Source organism: Mycobacterium sp. NTMscope_MAC_12 (assembly GCF_976985675.1).
In genome coordinates this window covers 5,951,418-5,967,540 of record NZ_CDRJYY010000001.1, presented here as the reverse complement: position 1 = coordinate 5,967,540, position 16,123 = coordinate 5,951,418, and the positions used below count along the sequence as shown (strand labels likewise).

The window sequence follows — 16,123 nt, the reverse complement described above, 5'->3', positions numbered from 1 at the left end:
CAAGCTCCTTTAGTTAATCGCTGTCGCAATAGTTTTGGTTTCCAGGTACTCCTCGAAACCGGCAAGGCCCATCTCGCGTCCGTTTCCGGACTGCTTGTAACCGCCGAAGGGCGCATCGGCCGAGTACCACACGCCACCGTTGACGTTGATCGTGCCCGCGCGGACCCGGGCGGCGACCCGCGCGGCCCTGTCCGGGTCAGCGCCAAACACGGTGCCCGACAGTCCGTACGGTGAGTCGTTGGCAATGCGGACCGCGTCGTCGTCGCCGTCGTGTGGAATCACCGTCAGGACCGGCCCGAAGATCTCCTCGCGCGCGCAGCGGGCGTCGTTGCCCAGTCCCGCGATCACCGTGGGCTCGATGAAGAAGCCGACTTCGCGGTCGGCCGGCCGCCCGCCTCCGCAGGCGAACGTCCCGCCCTCGGCGATCGCCGAGTCGAGGTAGCCCTGTATGCGGTCCCGCTGGCGCGCCGAAATCACTGGGCCGCAGATGGTTCCGGGGTCGGTGGGGTCACCGGCCTTGATACCGCCCATCGTCGCGGCCGCGATCGAGACGGCCTCGTCGTACTTCGCCCGCGGCACCACCAGCCGGGTGGTGATCGCGCAGCCTTGGCCCGCGTGCATGCACACCGAGAACGCCGCCACGCCCACCGCGCCGCCGAGGTCGGCATCGTCGAGGACGATGAACGCCGACTTGCCGCCCAGCTCGAGGAAGACCTTCTTGATGGTCGCTGCGCCGTCGGCCATCACGCTACGCCCGGTCGCCGTCGACCCGGTGAACGAAACCATGTCCACCCGCGGGTCTTTCGACAGCAACGCTCCGACGCCGTGGTCGTCTGAGGTGACGATGTTGAGGACGCCGGGCGGAAAGTCGGTATGCGCGGCGATGAGTTCCCCCAGCACGGCGGCACACCAGGGGGTGTCGGGTGCGGGCTTGAGGACGACGGTGTTTCCGGCGGCCAGGGCCGGCCCGATCTTGGCGAGGTTGATCTGGTGAGGAAAGTTCCACGGGGTGATGGCGCCGACGACGCCTACGGCCTCACGCGCGATTGTGCGCCTGGTAGGGATGCCCATCGGTGACGCCTCGCCCAGATCCTGTTGGTATTCATAGGATTCGGCGGTGTCGGCGGCAAACGCCAGGTCGTTGACCGGGCCTTCGAGCTGAGCGATGCTGGTGAGCATTCGCGGCGCCCCGACTTCGGCGATGGTCAGATCCCGCAATTCTTCGAGGTGCTGCTGCATCGCCTCGCGCAGTTGCCGCACGCAACGCACCCGCAACTCGGTGTCGCGCGACCAGTCCGTCTCGTCGAAGGCGCGCCGCGCGGCATCGATCGCGCGGTCCATGTCGGCGGCGTCGGCGTTGGCGGCGACCCCGAGCACTTCCTCGGTCGCCGGATTGACCGTGGGAAACGTGCCGGCGCTGCCGGCCGACATCTTGCCGTCGATAAAGAGTTCGCTCACGCCGTCGGCCAACAAGGCCATGTCCCGCTCCTGTCTGTGCGCGGCCGCGCCGGCACGCCAATCTAGTGGACAGTTGTCCGATATCGTCCGATCGAACCATAGTCTTCTGGTCAGCGGCGGTGCAAGAGCCGATCCCGGTAGACACGCGGAATCGCCATAAAATGGCTGATTAAGCACAATGTTGACGAATCGGACTTGCTTCGTGCCGACACCATCCACTAGCTTGGACATGTGTCCAGCGATGCCCTGGCGATCACCTCCGACGCCGACCGCCAGACCGGTCAGACGCCGCGCAATCGGCGTCAAGAGGAGACCTTCCGGAAAGTGCTGGCCGCCGGCATCGAAACGTTGCGTGAAAAGTCCTACGCCGATCTGACCGTGCGCGCGGTAGCGGCCCGCGCCAAGGTCGCACCGGCCACCGCCTACACCTACTTCTCCTCGAAGAATCACCTGATCGCCGAGGTCTACCTGGACCTGGTGCGGCAGGTTCCCTACTTCACCGACGTGAACGACCCGATGCCCACCAGGGTGGAACAGGTGCTGCGTCATCTGGCCCTGGTGGTCGCCGACGAACCCGAGGTCAGCGCCGCCTGCACGACGGCCTTGCTCAGCGGCGGAGCGGACCCCGCGGTGCGTGCCGCGCGCGACCGCATCGGCGTGGAGATCCACCGCCGGATCACATCCGCGATGGGCCCCAACGCCGATCCCACTACCGTTTCCGCGTTGGAGATGTCGTTTTTCGGTGCGCTGGTCCAAGGCGGCAGTGGCGAATTCAGCTACCGCGAGATCGCCGACCGGCTGGCCTACGTGGTCCGGCTGATCCTGACCGGCGCCGCAGACACAAGCCAAGAGACAGAGGCAGGAACCTAAGCGATGACCGTCCATGTTGGCGACCACGAGCTCGTCCTCGATCCCTACGATTACGACTTCCACGAGGATCCGTACCCGTACTACAAGCGTCTTCGCGACGACGCCCCGCTGTATCGCAATGAGGAACTGAAGTTCTGGGCGCTGTCGCGGCATCAGGATGTGCTGCAGGGATTCCGCAACAGCACGACGCTGTCCAACAAGTACGGCGTCTCGCTGGATCCGGCGTCGCGCGGCCCGCACGCCAGTAAGACGATGAGCTTTCTCGCGATGGACGATCCGGCCCACCTGCGTCTGCGCACGCTGGTCTCAAAGGGCTTCACCCCGCGCCGGATTCGCGAGCTCGAACCCCGGGTCACCGAGATCGCGACGCAGCACCTCGACACCATGCTGGCCAAGGCGAAGAACGGCACCGTCGACTATGTCGACGAGTTCGCCGGCAAGCTGCCCATGGACGTCATCTCCGAACTGATGGGTGTCCCCGTGCCGGATCGGGATCAGGTGCGGGCGTGGGCCGACGGGGTGATGCACCGCGACGAGGGCGTCACCGACGTGCCGCCCGAGGCCGTCGAGGCCTCCCTCAACCTCATCGTCTACTACCAACAGATGGTGGCCGAGCGGCGCGAGCAATTGACGGACGATCTGACGTCGGCGCTGCTGGAAGCCGAGATCGACGGCGACCGGCTCACCGACGACGAGGTGCTCGGCTTCATGTTCCTCATGGTGATCGCGGGAAACGAGACCACCACCAAACTGCTTGCCAACGCCGCCTTTTGGGGTCATAAGAACCCCGATCAGCTGACCCCGGTCTACGACGATCTGTCTCGAGTGCCGCTGTGGGTCGAGGAGACGTTGCGCTACGACACCTCCAGCCAGATCCTGGCCCGCACCGTGTCCGGCGAGCTCACCCTCTACGACACCACCATTCCCGACGGCGACGTTCTACTGCTGTTGCCCGGTTCGGGCCATCGTGACGAGCGGGTCTTCGACAACCCTGACGATTATGTGATCGGGCGCGAAATCGGGCCCAAGCTATTGAGTTTCGGTAGTGGCGCACACTTCTGCCTGGGCGCGCATCTGGCGCGGATGGAAGCCCGGGTGGCGCTCACCGAGTTGTTCAAGCGAATCCGCGGCTATGAAGTGGACGAGGCCAACGCCGTCCGCGTCCACTCCAGCAACGTCCGCGGATTCGCCCACCTACCAATGCGCGTGGAGGTCCGCTGAATGCCCCGCTTTGAGCCCCTGCCCGAACGCCGGCCCGCCATCGTGGCCGGTGCCTCCTCCGGTATCGGGGAGGCCACCGCCATCGAGCTCGCGGCGCACGGCTTCCCGGTCGCCCTGGGCGCACGCCGGGTGGAGAAGCTCGACGACATCGTCGGCAAGATCAACGCCGAGGGCGGTGAGGCGGTCGGGTTCCACCTGGACGTCACCGACCCGAATTCGGTGAAATCCTTTGTGGCACAGTCGGTCGAGGCGCTCGGTGATGTCGAGGTGCTGGTGGCCGGGGCGGGCGACACGTACTTCGGCAAACTCGCCGAGATCACCACCGACGAATTCGAGTCCCAGCTGCAGATCCACCTCGTCGGCGCCAACCGGCTGGCCGCCGCGGTGCTGCCCGGCATGCTGGAGCGGCAGCGGGGCGACCTGATCTTCGTCGGCTCCGACGTGGCCCTGCGCCAGCGCCCGCACATGGGCGCCTACGGTGCGGCCAAGGCCGCTCTGGTCGCGATGGTCACCAACTTCCAGATGGAGCTCGAGGGCACGGGCGTGCGGGCCTCGATCGTGCATCCCGGCCCGACGAAGACGTCGATGGGCTGGAGCCTGCCCGCCGAAAAGATCGGCCCCGCACTCGAAGACTGGGCCAAGTGGGGGCAGGCCCGCCACGACTACTTCCTGCGGGCCGCCGATCTCGCGCGGGCGATCACGTTCGTAGCGGAGACGCCGCGGGGCGGTTTCATCGCGAACATGGAACTTCAGCCCGAAGCCCCGTTGACCGACAACAAAGAACGCCAGAAGCTCGCACTCGGCGAAGAGGGGATGCCAGGACAATGACGACCACCGCGATCGTGCCCCGGGTTTCCGGCGGTGAAGAAGAGCACGGCCACCTCGAGGAATTCCGCACCGACCCAATCGGTTTGATGAAACGCGTCCGTGACGAGTGCGGCGACGTCGGCTGGTTCCAGCTGGCCGGAAAGCACGTCATCCTGTTGTCCGGCGCGGGCGCCAACGAGTTCTTCTTCCGCTCCGCCGACGAAGACCTGGATCAGGCCGAGGCCTACCCCTTCATGACGCCGATCTTCGGCAAGGGCGTGGTGTTCGACGCGAGCCCCGAGCGGCGCAAGGAGATGTTGCACAACTCGGCGCTGCGCGGCGAGCAGATGAAGGGTCACGCCAGCACCATCGAGGGCGAAGTCAAGAAGATGATCGCCGACTGGGGCGACGAGGGCGAGATCGAGCTGCTCGACTTCTTCGCCGAGCTGACGATCTACACCTCGACGGCCTGCCTGATCGGGCTGAAGTTCCGCGAGCAGCTCGACCACCGGTTCGCCGAGTACTACCACGAGCTGGAGCGCGGCACCGATCCGCTGTGCTACGTCGATCCGTACCTGCCGATCGAGAGTTTCCGGCGCCGCGACGAGGCCCGCGTCAAACTCGTTGCGCTGGTTCAGGAGATCATGGACCAGCGGCTGGCCAATCCGCCCAAGGACAAGGCCGACCGCGACATGCTCGACGTGCTGGTGTCGATCAGGGACGAGGACGGCAATCCGCGGTTCTCCGCGGACGAGGTCACCGGGATGTTCATCTCGCTGATGTTCGCCGGGCACCACACCAGCTCCGGGACCTCGGCGTGGACGTTGATCGAGTTGATCCGCCATCCCGAGGTGTACGCCGAGGTGCTGGCCGAGCTCGAGGAGCTCTACGCCGACGGCCAGGAGGTGAGTTTCCATGCGCTGCGCTCGATTCCGAAGCTGGACAACGTGGTCAAGGAGACCCTGCGGCTGCACCCGCCGCTGATCATCCTGATGCGGGTCGCCAAGGGCGAATTCGAGGTCGAGGGCTTCCCGATTCACAACGGCGACTACGTCGCGGCGTCCCCGGCGATCTCCAACCGGATTGCCGAGGACTTCCCCGACCCCGACGCGTTCAAGCCCGACCGCTACAACAAGCCCGAGCAGGCCGACATCGTCAACCGGTGGACCTGGATTCCGTTCGGCGCGGGACGCCACCGCTGCGTCGGCGCCGCGTTCGCCCAGATGCAGATCAAGGCGATCTTCTCGGTTCTCCTGCGCGAGTACGACTTCGAGATGGCGCAACCAGCGGACAGCTATCACAACGACCACTCGAAGATGGTTGTGCAGCTGGCCCGGCCGGCGAAGGTCCGCTACCGCAAGCGCAATGCGTAAGGAGTGAGGCCCATGGGCCGGGAAACACCGAGCGGATTCAGAATCGAAGCCGATCTGGATTTGTGTCAGGGCCACGCCATGTGCGAACTCGAGGCGCCCGACTACTTCCGGGTGCCCAAGCGGGGCAAGGTCGAGATCATCGACCCCGAACCGCCCGAAGACGCCCGCGACGAAGTCGAGCGCGCGGTCGATATGTGCCCAACGCAAGCACTGTTCATCAGAGAGAAAGAAGACTGAGATGGCGTCACACTCGCGCGAAGATCTCGAGGCATGGGTCGACCGCTGGCTGCAGGCCAACAAGGACTGCGAAAAGGCCGGTGACTGGCGGCCATTGGCGGACTTCTACACGAAAGACGCCACCTACGGCTGGAACATCGGCCCCAAGGAAGACGTGATGTGCGTGGGCGTCGACGAGATCCGTGACATCGCTTTGGGTTTGGAGATGGAAGGCCTGGAGAACTGGGTGTACGAGTACCAGAAGGTGCTCATCGACGAGAAGCAGGGCGAGATCGTCGGCTTCTGGAAACAGATCGTCAACAAGGCCGACGGCACCCAGGACGAGATCTACGGCATCGGCGGCAGCTGGTTCCGCCTCAACAGCGACCGGCTGATCGAGTGGCAGCGGGACTTCTTCGACTTCGGCCACGTCGCGTACATGTTCGGCAAGCTCATCGAGTCCGGGGACCTGAGCGACGGCATGCAGAAGCGCATCGAGCGCAGCCTCGCCGGCGAAAAGCTGCCGGGTTACTACCCGCTTGGCGAGGCACCGGTCCCCATCTGGTGACCGAACCACTGGCGGGGAGCCAACCAAGCATTTGATTTGTTGCACGCGCTATGCTGACGCGACAAGGGTGCCTGTGGCACCCGTCACCTAGCTGGCCGGCATGAAGGGGCCGGTCAGCGCTGATCAATTCAAAGGCGAAATGGGGTCAGGACCATCGTGAAGACAAAAGGCGCACTGATCTGGGAGTTCAACCAGCCCTGGTCCATCGAGGAAATCGAGATCGGCGACCCGCAAGCGCATGAGGTCAAGATCCAGATGGAAGCGGCGGGCATGTGCCACTCCGACCATCACCTGGTCACCGGGGGTATCCCGATGGCCGGTTTCCCGGTGCTGGGCGGTCACGAGGGCGCGGGCATCGTCACCGAGGTCGGCCCGGGTGTGGAAGACATCGCCCCCGGTGACCACGTGGTGCTGTCGTTCATCCCGTCCTGCGGGCAATGTCCGACCTGTCAGGCGGGCATGCGCAACCTGTGCGACCTGGGAGCCGGCCTGCTGGGCGGCGCCGCGGTGTCCGACGGGACCTTCCGCATCCAGGCGCGCGGCCAGAACGTCTTCCCCATGACGCTGCTGGGAACGTTCTCCCCCTACATGGTCGTACACCGCAGCTCGGTGGTGAAGATCGATGAGTCGGTCCCCTTCGAGGTCGCCGCGCTGGTCGGCTGCGGCGTCACCACCGGTTACGGTTCGTCGGTCCGCACCGCGGACATCCGGCCGGGCCAGGACGTCGCCATCGTCGGCGTCGGCGGGGTCGGCATGGCGGCGCTGCAGGGCGCGGTCAACGCCGGCGCGCGCTACATCTTCGCGATCGACCCGGTGGAGTGGAAGCGCGACCAGGCGCTGAAGTTCGGCGCCACCCACGTCTACCCCGACATCATGGCCGCGATGGCGGGCATGGCCGAGGTCACCTACGGCCTGATGGCCCACAAGGTCGTCGTCACCGTCGGTGAGCTGCAGGGCGCCGACGTCGACAACTACCTCAACATCACCCAAAAGGGCGGGACCTGCGTGCTGACCGCCATCGGCAGCCTGCTGGACACCAACGTCAACCTCAACCTGGCGATGCTGACACTGATGCAGAAGAACCTGCAGGGCACCATCTTCGGTGGCGGTAACCCGCAGTACGACATCCCGCAGCTGCTGTCGATGTACAAGGCCGGCAAGCTGAACCTGGACGACATGATCACCCGCCAATACCGTCTCGAACAGATCAACGACGGCTACCAGGACATGCTGGACGGCAAGAACATTCGCGGCGTCATCCGCTACACCGACGCCGACCGGTAAATCACCCGTCATCAGCCGCGTCTTTTAAGTGACCGGCTTTCCGCCACCGTCATGGCGCCGGGACGAACCGGCGCCATGACGGTGCGCGACCTCGTGCTCAACTCCGCGACGGACGAGTCGCCGTCGAGCTCCTTCCTTGCGCCCCAACGCAATCGGCGCACGAACGAACGGTGTGCGCACACCAGTGACAGGAGAAGAAATGACCGAAGCCGCAGCAGCTCAAGAATCCCAGGCATCGCCGGCCCTGGCCGCGTCGCAGTCCTCGTGGCGGTGCGTGCAGGCGCACGACCGGGCGGGTTGGCTGGCGCTGATGTCCGATGACGTCGTCATCGAGGACCCGATCGGCAAGTCCGTCACCAACCCCGACGGCACCGGTGTCCGCGGCAAGGAGGCGGTCGGCGCGTTCTTCGACACCAACATCGCGGCCAATCAGCTCTCCATCACCTGCGAGGAGACCTTCCCGTCGAGTTCGCCCGACGAGATCGCCCACATCTTGGTGCTCAACAGCAAGTTCGAGGGCGGCCTCACCAGCTCGGTGCGCGGGGTGTTCACCTATAAGGTCAACGACGCCGGGCTGATCACCAACATGCGTGGCTACTGGAACCTCGAGATGATGCAGTTCGGCAAGGAGGAGTGAGTGCCCATGGCGTCGATCTTCACCAAGATCATCAACCGTGAACTGCCCGGCCGCTTTGTCTATGAGGACGACGACGTCGTCGCGTTCCTGACGATCGAGCCCATGACCCAGGGGCACACCCTCGTCGTGCCGCGCGAGGAGATCGACAATTGGCAGGACGTCGATGGCGCGGCCTTCGCCCGGGTGATGACCGTGAGTCAGTTGATCGGCAAGGCCGTGTGCAAGGCCTTCAGAACCGAACGGTCCGGCCTGATCATCGCCGGCTTGGAGGTGCCCCACCTGCACGTGCACGTCTTCCCCACCCGCAGCCTCAGCGACTTCGGCTTCGCCAACGTGGACCGCAACCCCTCACCGGAATCACTGGACGAGGCCCAGGCCAAGATCAAGGCGGCCCTGGCTCAGTTAACGTGAACCGCGTGCTGCGCATGGACGTCACTGATGCGCGGCAACGTCACCCGGAAGCAGCAGCCCTCGCCCGGAGCGGTGGTCACGCTGACGACACCGCCGTGCGCCCGCACCAGCGACTCGACGATGGACAGACCGAGACCGGTACCGCCGCTGGCCCGCGCCCGCGACGAGTCCGTGCGATAGAACCGCTCGAACACCCGCGACGCGTCCTGCTCGCTCATGCCGGGGCCCTTGTCCGCCACTTCGAGGACCGCGTCATCGCCGTCGGTGCCGACCCGCACCGTCACGTCGGCGCTCTCCGGGGTGTGCTGCAAGGCGTTGGCGATCAGGTTGCTCAGCACCTGCCTGATTCGTGGTTCATCGCCGAGCACCTCCGGCGTGCCGGGACCGTCGAGGACCTTCATCGTGATGGATCGCCGGGGATCGATCGCCTGCGCATCATGCACGGCATCGCTGGCCAGCGCCAGTAGGTCCACCCGGTTGTGCTCGAGCGGCCGTTGCACGTCGAGGCGGGCCAGCAACAGCAAGTCGTCCACCAGCAGGCCCATCCGGGATGCCTCGCTCTCGATCCGCGACAACAACATGGCGACGTCGCGGGTGGCGCCCTGGCGATACAGTTCCGCGAAACCGCGGATGGTGGTCAGCGGGGTCCGCAGCTCGTGGCTGGCGTCGGTGATGAAGCGCCGCATCCGGTCCTCGGAGCCGCGGGCCTTCTCGGCCGAGGATTCCGAGGAAGCGAGCGCTTGCTGAATCTGCGCGAGCATTCCGTTGAGCGCAAGTGAAAGCCGGCCCACCTCGGTTCGTGGATCACGTTCTGGGACACGGCGATCCAACTGGCCGGAGGCGATGGCCGCGGCCGTCCGTTCGACTTCGGCCAGCGGCCGCAGGCTGCGCTGCACCACCGCGAAGCCGGCGATCCCGACCAAGACCAGCACCGCCACCCCGATGCCGAACTGCAGCCAGACCAGCGAGCTGACCGTGTGCTGGAGGTCGGACAGGTCGATCGCCACGGTCGTCAGCCCGTGCGGACCGCGCACGGATACGGCCCGCCAGTGGATGCTCGACCCGTTCACCGAGGGCAGCGTCGTCGGATTGGGACCGACGTCGTTGTTGGCCGGCAGGGCCGGCTCGGCGTTGCGGTCGTTGATGGCGGTGAACGGAGTGCCATCGGTGCTGACGCCGCGCACGTAGAACTTGGACGGGGGCCGGCCGGGGTCGGGACCCTCGTAGGGCGGGGGCGACTGCCGCCGCGGGGCCTGCGCCCACCCGCGCGACGCGTCGAGCAGCGTCTGGTCGATGCGGCTGACCAGGCTGTGCCGCAGGATCGACGTCACTGCGACACCGGAAACGGCGAGACCGCAGGCGACCAGCACCAGGGTGGCGGCGACGAGCCCTACCCGGAGCGGCAATCCACGTCGAGGCTTAGTGACCATCTCCCAATTCTTCGCTACCGCCGTTGGCTGAGCACGTGCTCAGCGCGGTTCCCGTAACACATAGCCCACCCCGCGCAGGGTGTGCAGCAGCCGCTTCTCGCCGGTGTCGATCTTGCGGCGCAGGTACGACACGTAGGACTCGACGACATTGACATCACCTCCGAAGTCGTAGCGCCACACGTGGTCGAGGATCTTCGGTTTGCTCAACACCGTGCCCGCGTTGATCACAAAGTAACGCAGCAGCGTGAATTCCGTCGGCGACAGCGACACCGGTTGACCGGCCTTCCACACCTCGTGCGTTTCTTCGTCGAGTTCGATATCGGCGAAAGTCAGTCGGGCGCTGCGTGGTTCGGCCCCGCCCTTGCCGGCGCGCCGCAGGATGACCCGCAACCGCGCGACGACCTCCTCCAGGCTGAACGGCTTCGTCACATAGTCGTCGCCGCCCAGCGTCAGACCGGCGATCTTGTCCTGCAAGGAATCCCGCGCCGTCAGGAACAATGCGGGGGCGTCGATGCCGTCGGCGCGCAACCGTCGCAGCACCCCGAATCCGTCCATGCCGGGCATCATCACGTCGAGGATGACGGCGTCGGGACGCGCTTCACGCGCCCGGTCCAGCGCCTGGGCGCCGTTGGTCGCCGTATAGACCTCGAATCCCTGGAACTTCAAACTCACCGAAAGCAGTTCGACGATGTTGGCCTCGTCGTCGACCACGAGGACGCGGGCCTCGGGTTTGGTGTCACTGGGAGTTGGCGATGTCATCAGGTGCTTCTGTCCCTTACTTGAAGTTACCTATGGAAAGATTGTGTGATTCCTGAAAGCTCAGTGTCAACCGTCTGTAAGTAGTCTGCCAAACATCACCGCATTGCCTTGGGACGGATCGGCTCTTCGCAGGCCGCGTCGCGAATAGACTCGAGGAATGAACCTCGCCAAAAGCATCGTGTCGGCCGCGACCGCTCCCGCGCGGGTCGGGCTGGCCGCGGCGGACGCGGGCCTGGGCGTGGCAAGCGCGGCCGTCGGCGTGGCGAAGCGGGCCTTGGGCGAGAACGGATCCGCCGGCACGAACGCGATGACGTCCATGCTGGGGATCGACGACGCGCTCGTGCGCGCCAACCGGCTGGCCAGGCTGCTCGACGACGATGCCCCGCTGGGTCGGGCGGTGGCCCCGGACGGTCCGCTCGACCGCTTGCTGCGCCCGGGCGGGGTGGTCGACATGCTGACCGCGGAGGGCGGTCTGCTCGACCGCCTGACCGCCGAGGGCGGCGCCTTGCAGCGCACGCTGCAGCCCGGTGGCCTGGCCGATCAGCTGGTCGCCGAGGAGGGTCTGATCGAACGACTGCTGGCCGAGGACGGGCTGGCCGACCGGCTGCTCAGCGAAGGCGGCCTGGTCGACAAGCTGACGGCGAAGCACGGACCGCTCGACCAGCTCGCCGACGTCGCCGACACCCTGGCGCGGCTCACCCCCGGGATGGAGGCGCTCGAGCCCGCCATCGCCACCCTGCAAGACGCCGTCATCGCGCTCACCATGGTGGTCAACCCGCTGAGCAACATCGCCGACCGGATCCCGCTGCCGGGACGCCGGCGCCCCTCGTCGCGGGCGGTGCGCTCAGCACGCGTGATCGACAGCGACCAGTGACCGATTAGGCTGGGTCCGGTTTTACCCCACCTGCTGCTCATAGAGGTAGTCGCGGACGTAGTGGCCCTGGTAGGACGTGCGCCCGCAAACTCCGGTGTCGAGCCAGGCCTCCAAGAGCAAGCGTCGGCGGTGTGACTGTTGGCATGCGTTGGCGCAGAACACCTTTCGGCGACATCCTTCGAAATCGACTCCGCAGCCGAGACAGGTCATTGACACAAGGCGACGCTATCCCTCAGTACCGACAGGGATGGAGCCGCGTGAGAGACTCGAACTCTCGACATCCGCTTTACAAGAGCGACGCTCTACCAACTGAGCTAACGCGGCCGGGCTGGCCCGACAAGCCAGGACGATTCTACGGCAGGCGTGATGCCGTCCGAGCTACGCGTCGACTCGAGCCGGCGGAGGTGCGCGTCAACGCGCCCTGCCGTGGTCGTCGTCGTCCCAGTAGGCCCATTCGGGAAGCGGTGTGTTGGGCATGGCGCCCAAAGCGGACGCCTCGCACCCGGGTTGCCCACTGTGTCCCTTCCACCGTGGATCCAATCTATTCGCCCGTGAACGCTTGACCCCGCGGGTGATCAGGGCGATGGTGCCGCCTACGACGAAGGCGATCAACGCGACTTTGAGAACCAGCAACAGCAGGGTCACGGCTGCGTGTGCTCCTCGCCGCTGTGCGATAACTGCTTGCAGGACAGGGGTTTCAGACACGAGAAGGGTCCGCGGCCCACCGGGCTCACGGGTGGCCCGGAAGGTTATCCAGATCGCCCTGGATGTCGCGCAGTTTTCCTTCGATGGCCTGCAGATCGGAGAGAGCATCCTGATAGGCCGGCTGCGTCTCGTCCGGCGCAGTAGGTAGGGACTGAGGGCAGTAGGCGACGATGGCCCCCGCGGTGACATGGGAACTTTGGTCGGCGTCCCAGATCGACGACCGCTGCACGAATGCGACCGCGTCGGAAAAGTTGTGTTGGTGCCCCAGGAAGTCGCAGACCGCGTGCCCTTGGGCCATCACGTAATCCTGGCTGGGAATCGGCACGCCCTCGTGCTTCAACGCGGCGATGAACGCAGTGTCGGCGACGCCAATCCGCGGGGCTGCTGTGGGGGGCGCTATGTGACTGGGTGGTGGCGCGGCCGGCGCCGGGGTTTCCGTCGGTTGCGCCGCTGAATCCTGGTGGCGGACGGCGAATATCGCCATCACCGCGGCGGCGATGGCCACCAGCGACAGCGGCAACGCCGCCACCAGGCCCAGCCGGCGCAGCAGACCGCTACGCCGCAGGAGCATGATGCGGCTCGTGTTGCGCCGTGGCGGGGCGCCGGCGACCACCTGGGTCTCGCCCGCCTGAGGCGCGTTCACCAGCGGTGTCCCCATGCTGTGGGCCAGGAGCTCGTCGAGCAGTTCGTCGACCTCTTGGGACGACGGCTGACCGCCCCGCTCGCGGATCGATCGGCGCCCAAGGGCGATGCGCCGCAATTCTGAGTCGATCGTCTCGCGGTCGCGCATATCAACTAGTTTGAGAGTGCGACGACGTTGTTACAAGTCCCTGTGCTTCATCGGCATTGATGTCACGCGCTTCGATGCGCAAGACTCGGTGTGAGCCAGCCAACCGGAGCCGTACGGATCGAGGCAATGGACGGACGTGATCAGTGTGGGCCGTAACCGACGCGCCGCGCCGCTCGTCCTGGCCGCGGTCATGTTGGCGCTCGCCGGTTGTTCCGCGCCGCGTTCGGTGGAGGCGACCCGCGCCACCCCGCCGACCCCGGCCGCACCGCTGGCGCCGCCGACACGAGTGGTGCCCGCGGATGCCGGGACGCCCGGCGGCGCGCAGCCGACCCTGGCGTCGGACCCCGTGCAGCTGGCCGATGACCTCGTCGCCGACGAGCGCGCGCTGCGTGACCCGGGGACTCCGGAGCCCGCGCTGACGGCGGCGGCGCACCGCGAGCAGGCGGCCTACCGCGCCATCGCTCGCCATCCCGAATGGGATGCGACGACGCGCCCGCGCATCCCGGCGGAGCTGGCCGATGTCTACGACCGCAACGTCGACGCGCGTCGGCAACTCATCGCGCTGACCCCGGTGCGAGACACCCTTCCGGCGTGGCGCATCGAGCCGCCGGCCCCGGCCGACGAGCTGCTCAACGACTACCACCAGGCGGAATCCGAGTCGGGCGTCGGCTGGAGTTACCTGGCCGCGATCAACTTCATCGAGTCGCGTTTCGGCAGCATCGTGGGCGCGAGCACCGCCGGCGCGCAGGGCCCCATGCAGTTCTTGCCGTCGACATTCGCGGGTTACGGCCAGGGCGGCGACATCCACTCGCCCCGCGACAGCATCCTGGCGGCGGGCCGCTACCTGGCCGCCAACGGCTTTGCCAACGATCGGGATCGCGCCATCTATGGCTACAACCACGCGACCGAATACGTGCGCGCGGTCGACCAGTACGCGGCGCTGATCGCGGCCGATCCCGCTACCTTCGCGGCGTACTACCGGTGGGACGTCTATTGCCGCACGACGGCCGGCGACGTCTTGCTGCCCATCGGCTACGAAGCCTCGTCACCGATCCCGGCCGCGGACTACGTGGCGGCCCACCCGCAGTAGTGCGCGATCAGTACAGCGGCACCCAGACACCGAAGAACCAGTAACCCCACCCGCCGTACTGCCAGTTGAAGACCGGGATGACGGTAAAGGTGTTGTAGTTGAACGGTCCGAAGTCGGCCCGGGCCACAGCCACGTCACGCGGCGGGCCGGCCCACGGCCGGTTCCAGCCACCCGGAGGCGGCGGACCGTTCCAGCCACCCGGAGGCGGCGGGCCCTCCCAGTGCGGCGGCGGGTGGCCAGGGGCCGGGCCGTCGTTCCAGCCGTAGCCGTGCTGGCGCGGCGGCGGGGGCGCCCCGTGGCCCACGACGCTGAAGCCCGTGTCGAGACCCACTGGTCCGCCGATCTCGGCATTGCCGCTGGCATACACCCCGCGCGGCGGAACGTACGGCGGGTGCGGCGGCTGAGTGCTCGGCGGGTTGAGCGACGCATACCGCTGCCGCTCGTTCGGCGGCGGGTTCTGGGTGTTCGCCGGGGCATTCGTCTGCCCACCCTGCGGCGGCGGATTCTGACCAGGCTCGTTCGGCGGGGTGTTCTGCCCCGGCTGGGGCGGGTTTTGGTTGTCCTGGCCGGGGGGCGCGTTCTGCCCGGGCTGGGCCGGGGGTTGGCCGTGCTCATTCGGCTGCGGCGTGTTCTGGCCCCCCTGGGGCGGCGCGTTCGTCGGTCCGCCCTGCGGGGGCGGACTGTTCTGCCCGCCCTGCGGCGGGTTGGTCTGGCCGCCCTGCGCCGGCGGACCGTTCTGGCCGCCTTGCGTCGGCGGGCTGTTCTGCCCGCCCTGCGCCGGCGGGCTGTTCTGGCCGCCTTGCGCCGGCGGGCTGTTCTGGCCGCCCTGCGGCGGGGTATTGCCCCCGCCCTGCTGGCCGCCGGGGCCACCACCGCCGCCGCCCGGCTGCCCACCCGGTCCGCCGGGGTTGCCACCGCCGCCACCGCCGCCACCGCCGCCGTGGCAGCCCGGGCAGGGCGGTGGCGGGTCAAGTGGCGCGGAGTAGGCCGAGCCGGCGTTCAGAGTCGCCGCCGAGATGCTCAGGCCGGCGGCCACCGCGGCAGCGCTGACGACACGTTTCATAGACATAGCTGCGTCCCCCTAGGGTGTCGATGGCCTGCGCTACGGGCAGGTGACGTCCAACTCGAATGACTTGGTTACCTGCTGCGATTGCTGCGGATTGCTCATGTCGACACCCGTAGCGGTGCCCTTGATCGCCCACGTCTTGCCGTTGACCGCGGCCCCCGCACTGCCGCCCTGGTTGGGGGCGGCGTCGGAGAACCCGAGCGCGACACCGTTGACGGTGCCCAGCCCGACCGAATGGACCAGCGGCGGATTGCCGTTGCTGACTACGGCGCCGAGCCCGGCGGTCGGGTCACCGATGCCGATGTTGGTGTTGTCACCCGCAGCGGTGCACGTGACCTGCCCGCTGACGTTCTGATTCTGACCGTCGACGATAACTAGCGGACCTGCTGCCGCCGGCGTAGATGAGCCCGACGATCCCGTACCGGATTTGTTGCTCGAACAACCGGCGCCGGCCGCGATCACCAGGGCCACACCGGCAACGCCGACTACGATCCCACGCTTCACTACTCTCCCCTTCGTGCCGCTGGTTCCGCTGGCTCTCGGACGAGTCGAGGCCGGTCGCCC

General features: G+C 66.9%; 18 protein-coding genes and 1 tRNA gene. 11 read left to right on the top strand and 8 right to left on the bottom strand.

The genetic code is table 11. The annotated features are described in order from the left end of the window. Positions 1 to 9: 9 nt before the first annotated feature. Complete coding sequence (locus AC0KS4_RS27935; RefSeq protein WP_238955721.1) at positions 10 to 1,479, bottom strand: aldehyde dehydrogenase; 1,470 nt, start codon at positions 1,477 to 1,479, stop codon at positions 10 to 12. 210 nt (positions 1,480 to 1,689) lie between these two features. On the opposite strand from AC0KS4_RS27935, the gene AC0KS4_RS27930 reads away from it, so the two are divergent. The 9 genes from AC0KS4_RS27930 to AC0KS4_RS27890 all read left to right on the top strand — a co-directional run bounded on the left by AC0KS4_RS27930 (position 1,690) and on the right by AC0KS4_RS27890 (position 8,845). Then, on the top strand, positions 1,690 to 2,328 hold the full coding sequence (locus AC0KS4_RS27930) for a TetR/AcrR family transcriptional regulator (protein WP_225327877.1): 639 nt from the start codon (positions 1,690 to 1,692) through the stop codon (positions 2,326 to 2,328). 3 nt (positions 2,329 to 2,331) lie between these two features. Beyond that, a complete protein-coding gene (locus AC0KS4_RS27925) occupies positions 2,332 to 3,549 on the top strand; it encodes a cytochrome P450 (protein ID WP_225327878.1) in 1,218 nt (405 codons plus the stop codon). Beyond that, complete coding sequence (locus tag AC0KS4_RS27920) at positions 3,550 to 4,377, top strand: SDR family oxidoreductase (RefSeq protein ID WP_225327879.1); 828 nt, start codon at positions 3,550 to 3,552, stop codon at positions 4,375 to 4,377. Then, positions 4,374 to 5,729, top strand: a complete 1,356-nt coding sequence (locus AC0KS4_RS27915) for a cytochrome P450 (RefSeq protein ID WP_238955720.1) — start codon at positions 4,374 to 4,376, stop codon at positions 5,727 to 5,729. The genes AC0KS4_RS27920 and AC0KS4_RS27915 overlap by 4 nt, the downstream gene beginning before the upstream one ends. A 12-nt stretch (positions 5,730 to 5,741) precedes the next feature. After that, positions 5,742 to 5,966, top strand: coding sequence for a ferredoxin (locus tag AC0KS4_RS27910; protein WP_225327881.1), 225 nt, complete (start codon positions 5,742 to 5,744; stop codon positions 5,964 to 5,966). A 1-nt stretch (position 5,967) separates the two neighbouring features. Continuing rightward, positions 5,968 to 6,513: a nuclear transport factor 2 family protein gene (locus AC0KS4_RS27905; RefSeq protein WP_225327882.1), complete on the top strand. Its 546-nt coding sequence runs from the start codon at positions 5,968 to 5,970 to the stop codon at positions 6,511 to 6,513. Between the two features lie 156 nt (positions 6,514 to 6,669). Continuing rightward, the gene (locus AC0KS4_RS27900) at positions 6,670 to 7,797 is read left to right on the top strand and encodes an NDMA-dependent alcohol dehydrogenase (protein WP_225327883.1); all 1,128 of its coding nucleotides are present in this window, start codon (positions 6,670 to 6,672) and stop codon (positions 7,795 to 7,797) included. Positions 7,798 to 7,996: 199 nt separating this feature from the next. Further along, positions 7,997 to 8,434, top strand: coding sequence for a ketosteroid isomerase family protein (locus AC0KS4_RS27895; protein WP_009951973.1), 438 nt, complete (start codon positions 7,997 to 7,999; stop codon positions 8,432 to 8,434). Between the two features lie 6 nt (positions 8,435 to 8,440). Then, positions 8,441 to 8,845, top strand: a complete 405-nt coding sequence (locus tag AC0KS4_RS27890; RefSeq protein ID WP_238957267.1) for an HIT family protein — start codon at positions 8,441 to 8,443, stop codon at positions 8,843 to 8,845. Here AC0KS4_RS27890 and AC0KS4_RS27885 read toward each other — a convergent pair. Continuing rightward, the gene (locus AC0KS4_RS27885; protein ID WP_238955719.1) at positions 8,833 to 10,275 is read right to left on the bottom strand and encodes a sensor histidine kinase; all 1,443 of its coding nucleotides are present in this window, start codon (positions 10,273 to 10,275) and stop codon (positions 8,833 to 8,835) included. The two genes, AC0KS4_RS27890 and AC0KS4_RS27885, sit on opposite strands and share 13 nt — an antisense overlap. A gap of 39 nt (positions 10,276 to 10,314) precedes the next feature. Then, positions 10,315 to 11,034: a two-component system response regulator PhoP gene (gene phoP, locus AC0KS4_RS27880; protein WP_008263800.1), complete on the bottom strand. Its 720-nt coding sequence runs from the start codon at positions 11,032 to 11,034 to the stop codon at positions 10,315 to 10,317. Positions 11,035 to 11,191: 157 nt separating this feature from the next. Here phoP and AC0KS4_RS27875 point away from each other — a divergent pair, with 157 nt between their 5' ends. After that, positions 11,192 to 11,908 carry a hypothetical protein gene (locus AC0KS4_RS27875; protein ID WP_238955718.1) on the top strand — a complete coding sequence of 239 codons (717 nt, stop codon included), beginning with the start codon at positions 11,192 to 11,194 and terminating at the stop codon, positions 11,906 to 11,908. A 248-nt stretch (positions 11,909 to 12,156) separates the two neighbouring features. On the opposite strand, the gene AC0KS4_RS27870 is transcribed toward AC0KS4_RS27875, so the two are convergent. From AC0KS4_RS27870 to AC0KS4_RS27860, 3 genes are all read right to left on the bottom strand, one after another. After that, positions 12,157 to 12,232, bottom strand: a tRNA-Thr gene (locus AC0KS4_RS27870). Between the two features lie 87 nt (positions 12,233 to 12,319). Next, positions 12,320 to 12,553 (bottom strand): hypothetical protein, encoded by a 234-nt coding sequence (locus AC0KS4_RS27865; RefSeq protein WP_238955717.1) that lies wholly within the window; start codon positions 12,551 to 12,553, stop codon positions 12,320 to 12,322. Positions 12,554 to 12,638: 85 nt separating this feature from the next. Beyond that, positions 12,639 to 13,403 carry a DUF732 domain-containing protein gene (locus AC0KS4_RS27860; RefSeq protein ID WP_238955716.1) on the bottom strand — a complete coding sequence of 255 codons (765 nt, stop codon included), beginning with the start codon at positions 13,401 to 13,403 and terminating at the stop codon, positions 12,639 to 12,641. A gap of 190 nt (positions 13,404 to 13,593) precedes the next feature. Here AC0KS4_RS27860 and AC0KS4_RS27855 point away from each other — a divergent pair, with 190 nt between their 5' ends. Then, positions 13,594 to 14,493 carry a lytic transglycosylase domain-containing protein gene (locus tag AC0KS4_RS27855; RefSeq protein WP_238957266.1) on the top strand — a complete coding sequence of 300 codons (900 nt, stop codon included), beginning with the start codon at positions 13,594 to 13,596 and terminating at the stop codon, positions 14,491 to 14,493. Positions 14,494 to 14,500: 7 nt separating this feature from the next. On the opposite strand, the gene AC0KS4_RS27850 is transcribed toward AC0KS4_RS27855, so the two are convergent. Beyond that, positions 14,501 to 15,556 (bottom strand): MAP_0585 family protein, encoded by a 1,056-nt coding sequence (locus tag AC0KS4_RS27850; protein ID WP_225327911.1) that lies wholly within the window; start codon positions 15,554 to 15,556, stop codon positions 14,501 to 14,503. A 39-nt stretch (positions 15,557 to 15,595) separates the two neighbouring features. Then, on the bottom strand, positions 15,596 to 16,063 hold the full coding sequence (locus tag AC0KS4_RS27845) for a lipoprotein LpqH (RefSeq protein ID WP_225327887.1): 468 nt from the start codon (positions 16,061 to 16,063) through the stop codon (positions 15,596 to 15,598). Positions 16,064 to 16,123: the final 60 nt, after the last annotated feature.

What these genes read in the sequence shown, in the direction of transcription:
- AC0KS4_RS27935 (WP_238955721.1), bottom strand. Translation starts at nt 1,479, where the DNA reads ATGGCCTTGTTGGCCGACGGCGTGAGCGAACTCTTTATCGACGGCAAG.
- AC0KS4_RS27925 (WP_225327878.1), top strand. Translation starts at nt 2,332, where the DNA reads ATGACCGTCCATGTTGGCGACCACGAGCTCGTCCTCGATCCCTACGAT.
- AC0KS4_RS27920 (WP_225327879.1), top strand. Translation starts at nt 3,550, where the DNA reads ATGCCCCGCTTTGAGCCCCTGCCCGAACGCCGGCCCGCCATCGTGGCC.
- AC0KS4_RS27915 (WP_238955720.1), top strand. Translation starts at nt 4,374, where the DNA reads ATGACGACCACCGCGATCGTGCCCCGGGTTTCCGGCGGTGAAGAAGAG.
- AC0KS4_RS27910 (WP_225327881.1), top strand. Translation starts at nt 5,742, where the DNA reads ATGGGCCGGGAAACACCGAGCGGATTCAGAATCGAAGCCGATCTGGAT.
- AC0KS4_RS27905 (WP_225327882.1), top strand. Translation starts at nt 5,968, where the DNA reads ATGGCGTCACACTCGCGCGAAGATCTCGAGGCATGGGTCGACCGCTGG.
- AC0KS4_RS27895 (WP_009951973.1), top strand. Translation starts at nt 7,997, where the DNA reads ATGACCGAAGCCGCAGCAGCTCAAGAATCCCAGGCATCGCCGGCCCTG.
- AC0KS4_RS27890 (WP_238957267.1), top strand. Translation starts at nt 8,441, where the DNA reads ATGGCGTCGATCTTCACCAAGATCATCAACCGTGAACTGCCCGGCCGC.
- AC0KS4_RS27885 (WP_238955719.1), bottom strand. Translation starts at nt 10,275, where the DNA reads ATGGTCACTAAGCCTCGACGTGGATTGCCGCTCCGGGTAGGGCTCGTC.
- phoP (WP_008263800.1), bottom strand. Translation starts at nt 11,034, where the DNA reads ATGACATCGCCAACTCCCAGTGACACCAAACCCGAGGCCCGCGTCCTC.
- AC0KS4_RS27875 (WP_238955718.1), top strand. Translation starts at nt 11,192, where the DNA reads ATGAACCTCGCCAAAAGCATCGTGTCGGCCGCGACCGCTCCCGCGCGG.
- AC0KS4_RS27860 (WP_238955716.1), bottom strand. Translation starts at nt 13,403, where the DNA reads ATGCGCGACCGCGAGACGATCGACTCAGAATTGCGGCGCATCGCCCTT.
- AC0KS4_RS27855 (WP_238957266.1), top strand. Translation starts at nt 13,594, where the DNA reads ATGTTGGCGCTCGCCGGTTGTTCCGCGCCGCGTTCGGTGGAGGCGACC.
- AC0KS4_RS27850 (WP_225327911.1), bottom strand. Translation starts at nt 15,556, where the DNA reads ATGAAACGTGTCGTCAGCGCTGCCGCGGTGGCCGCCGGCCTGAGCATC.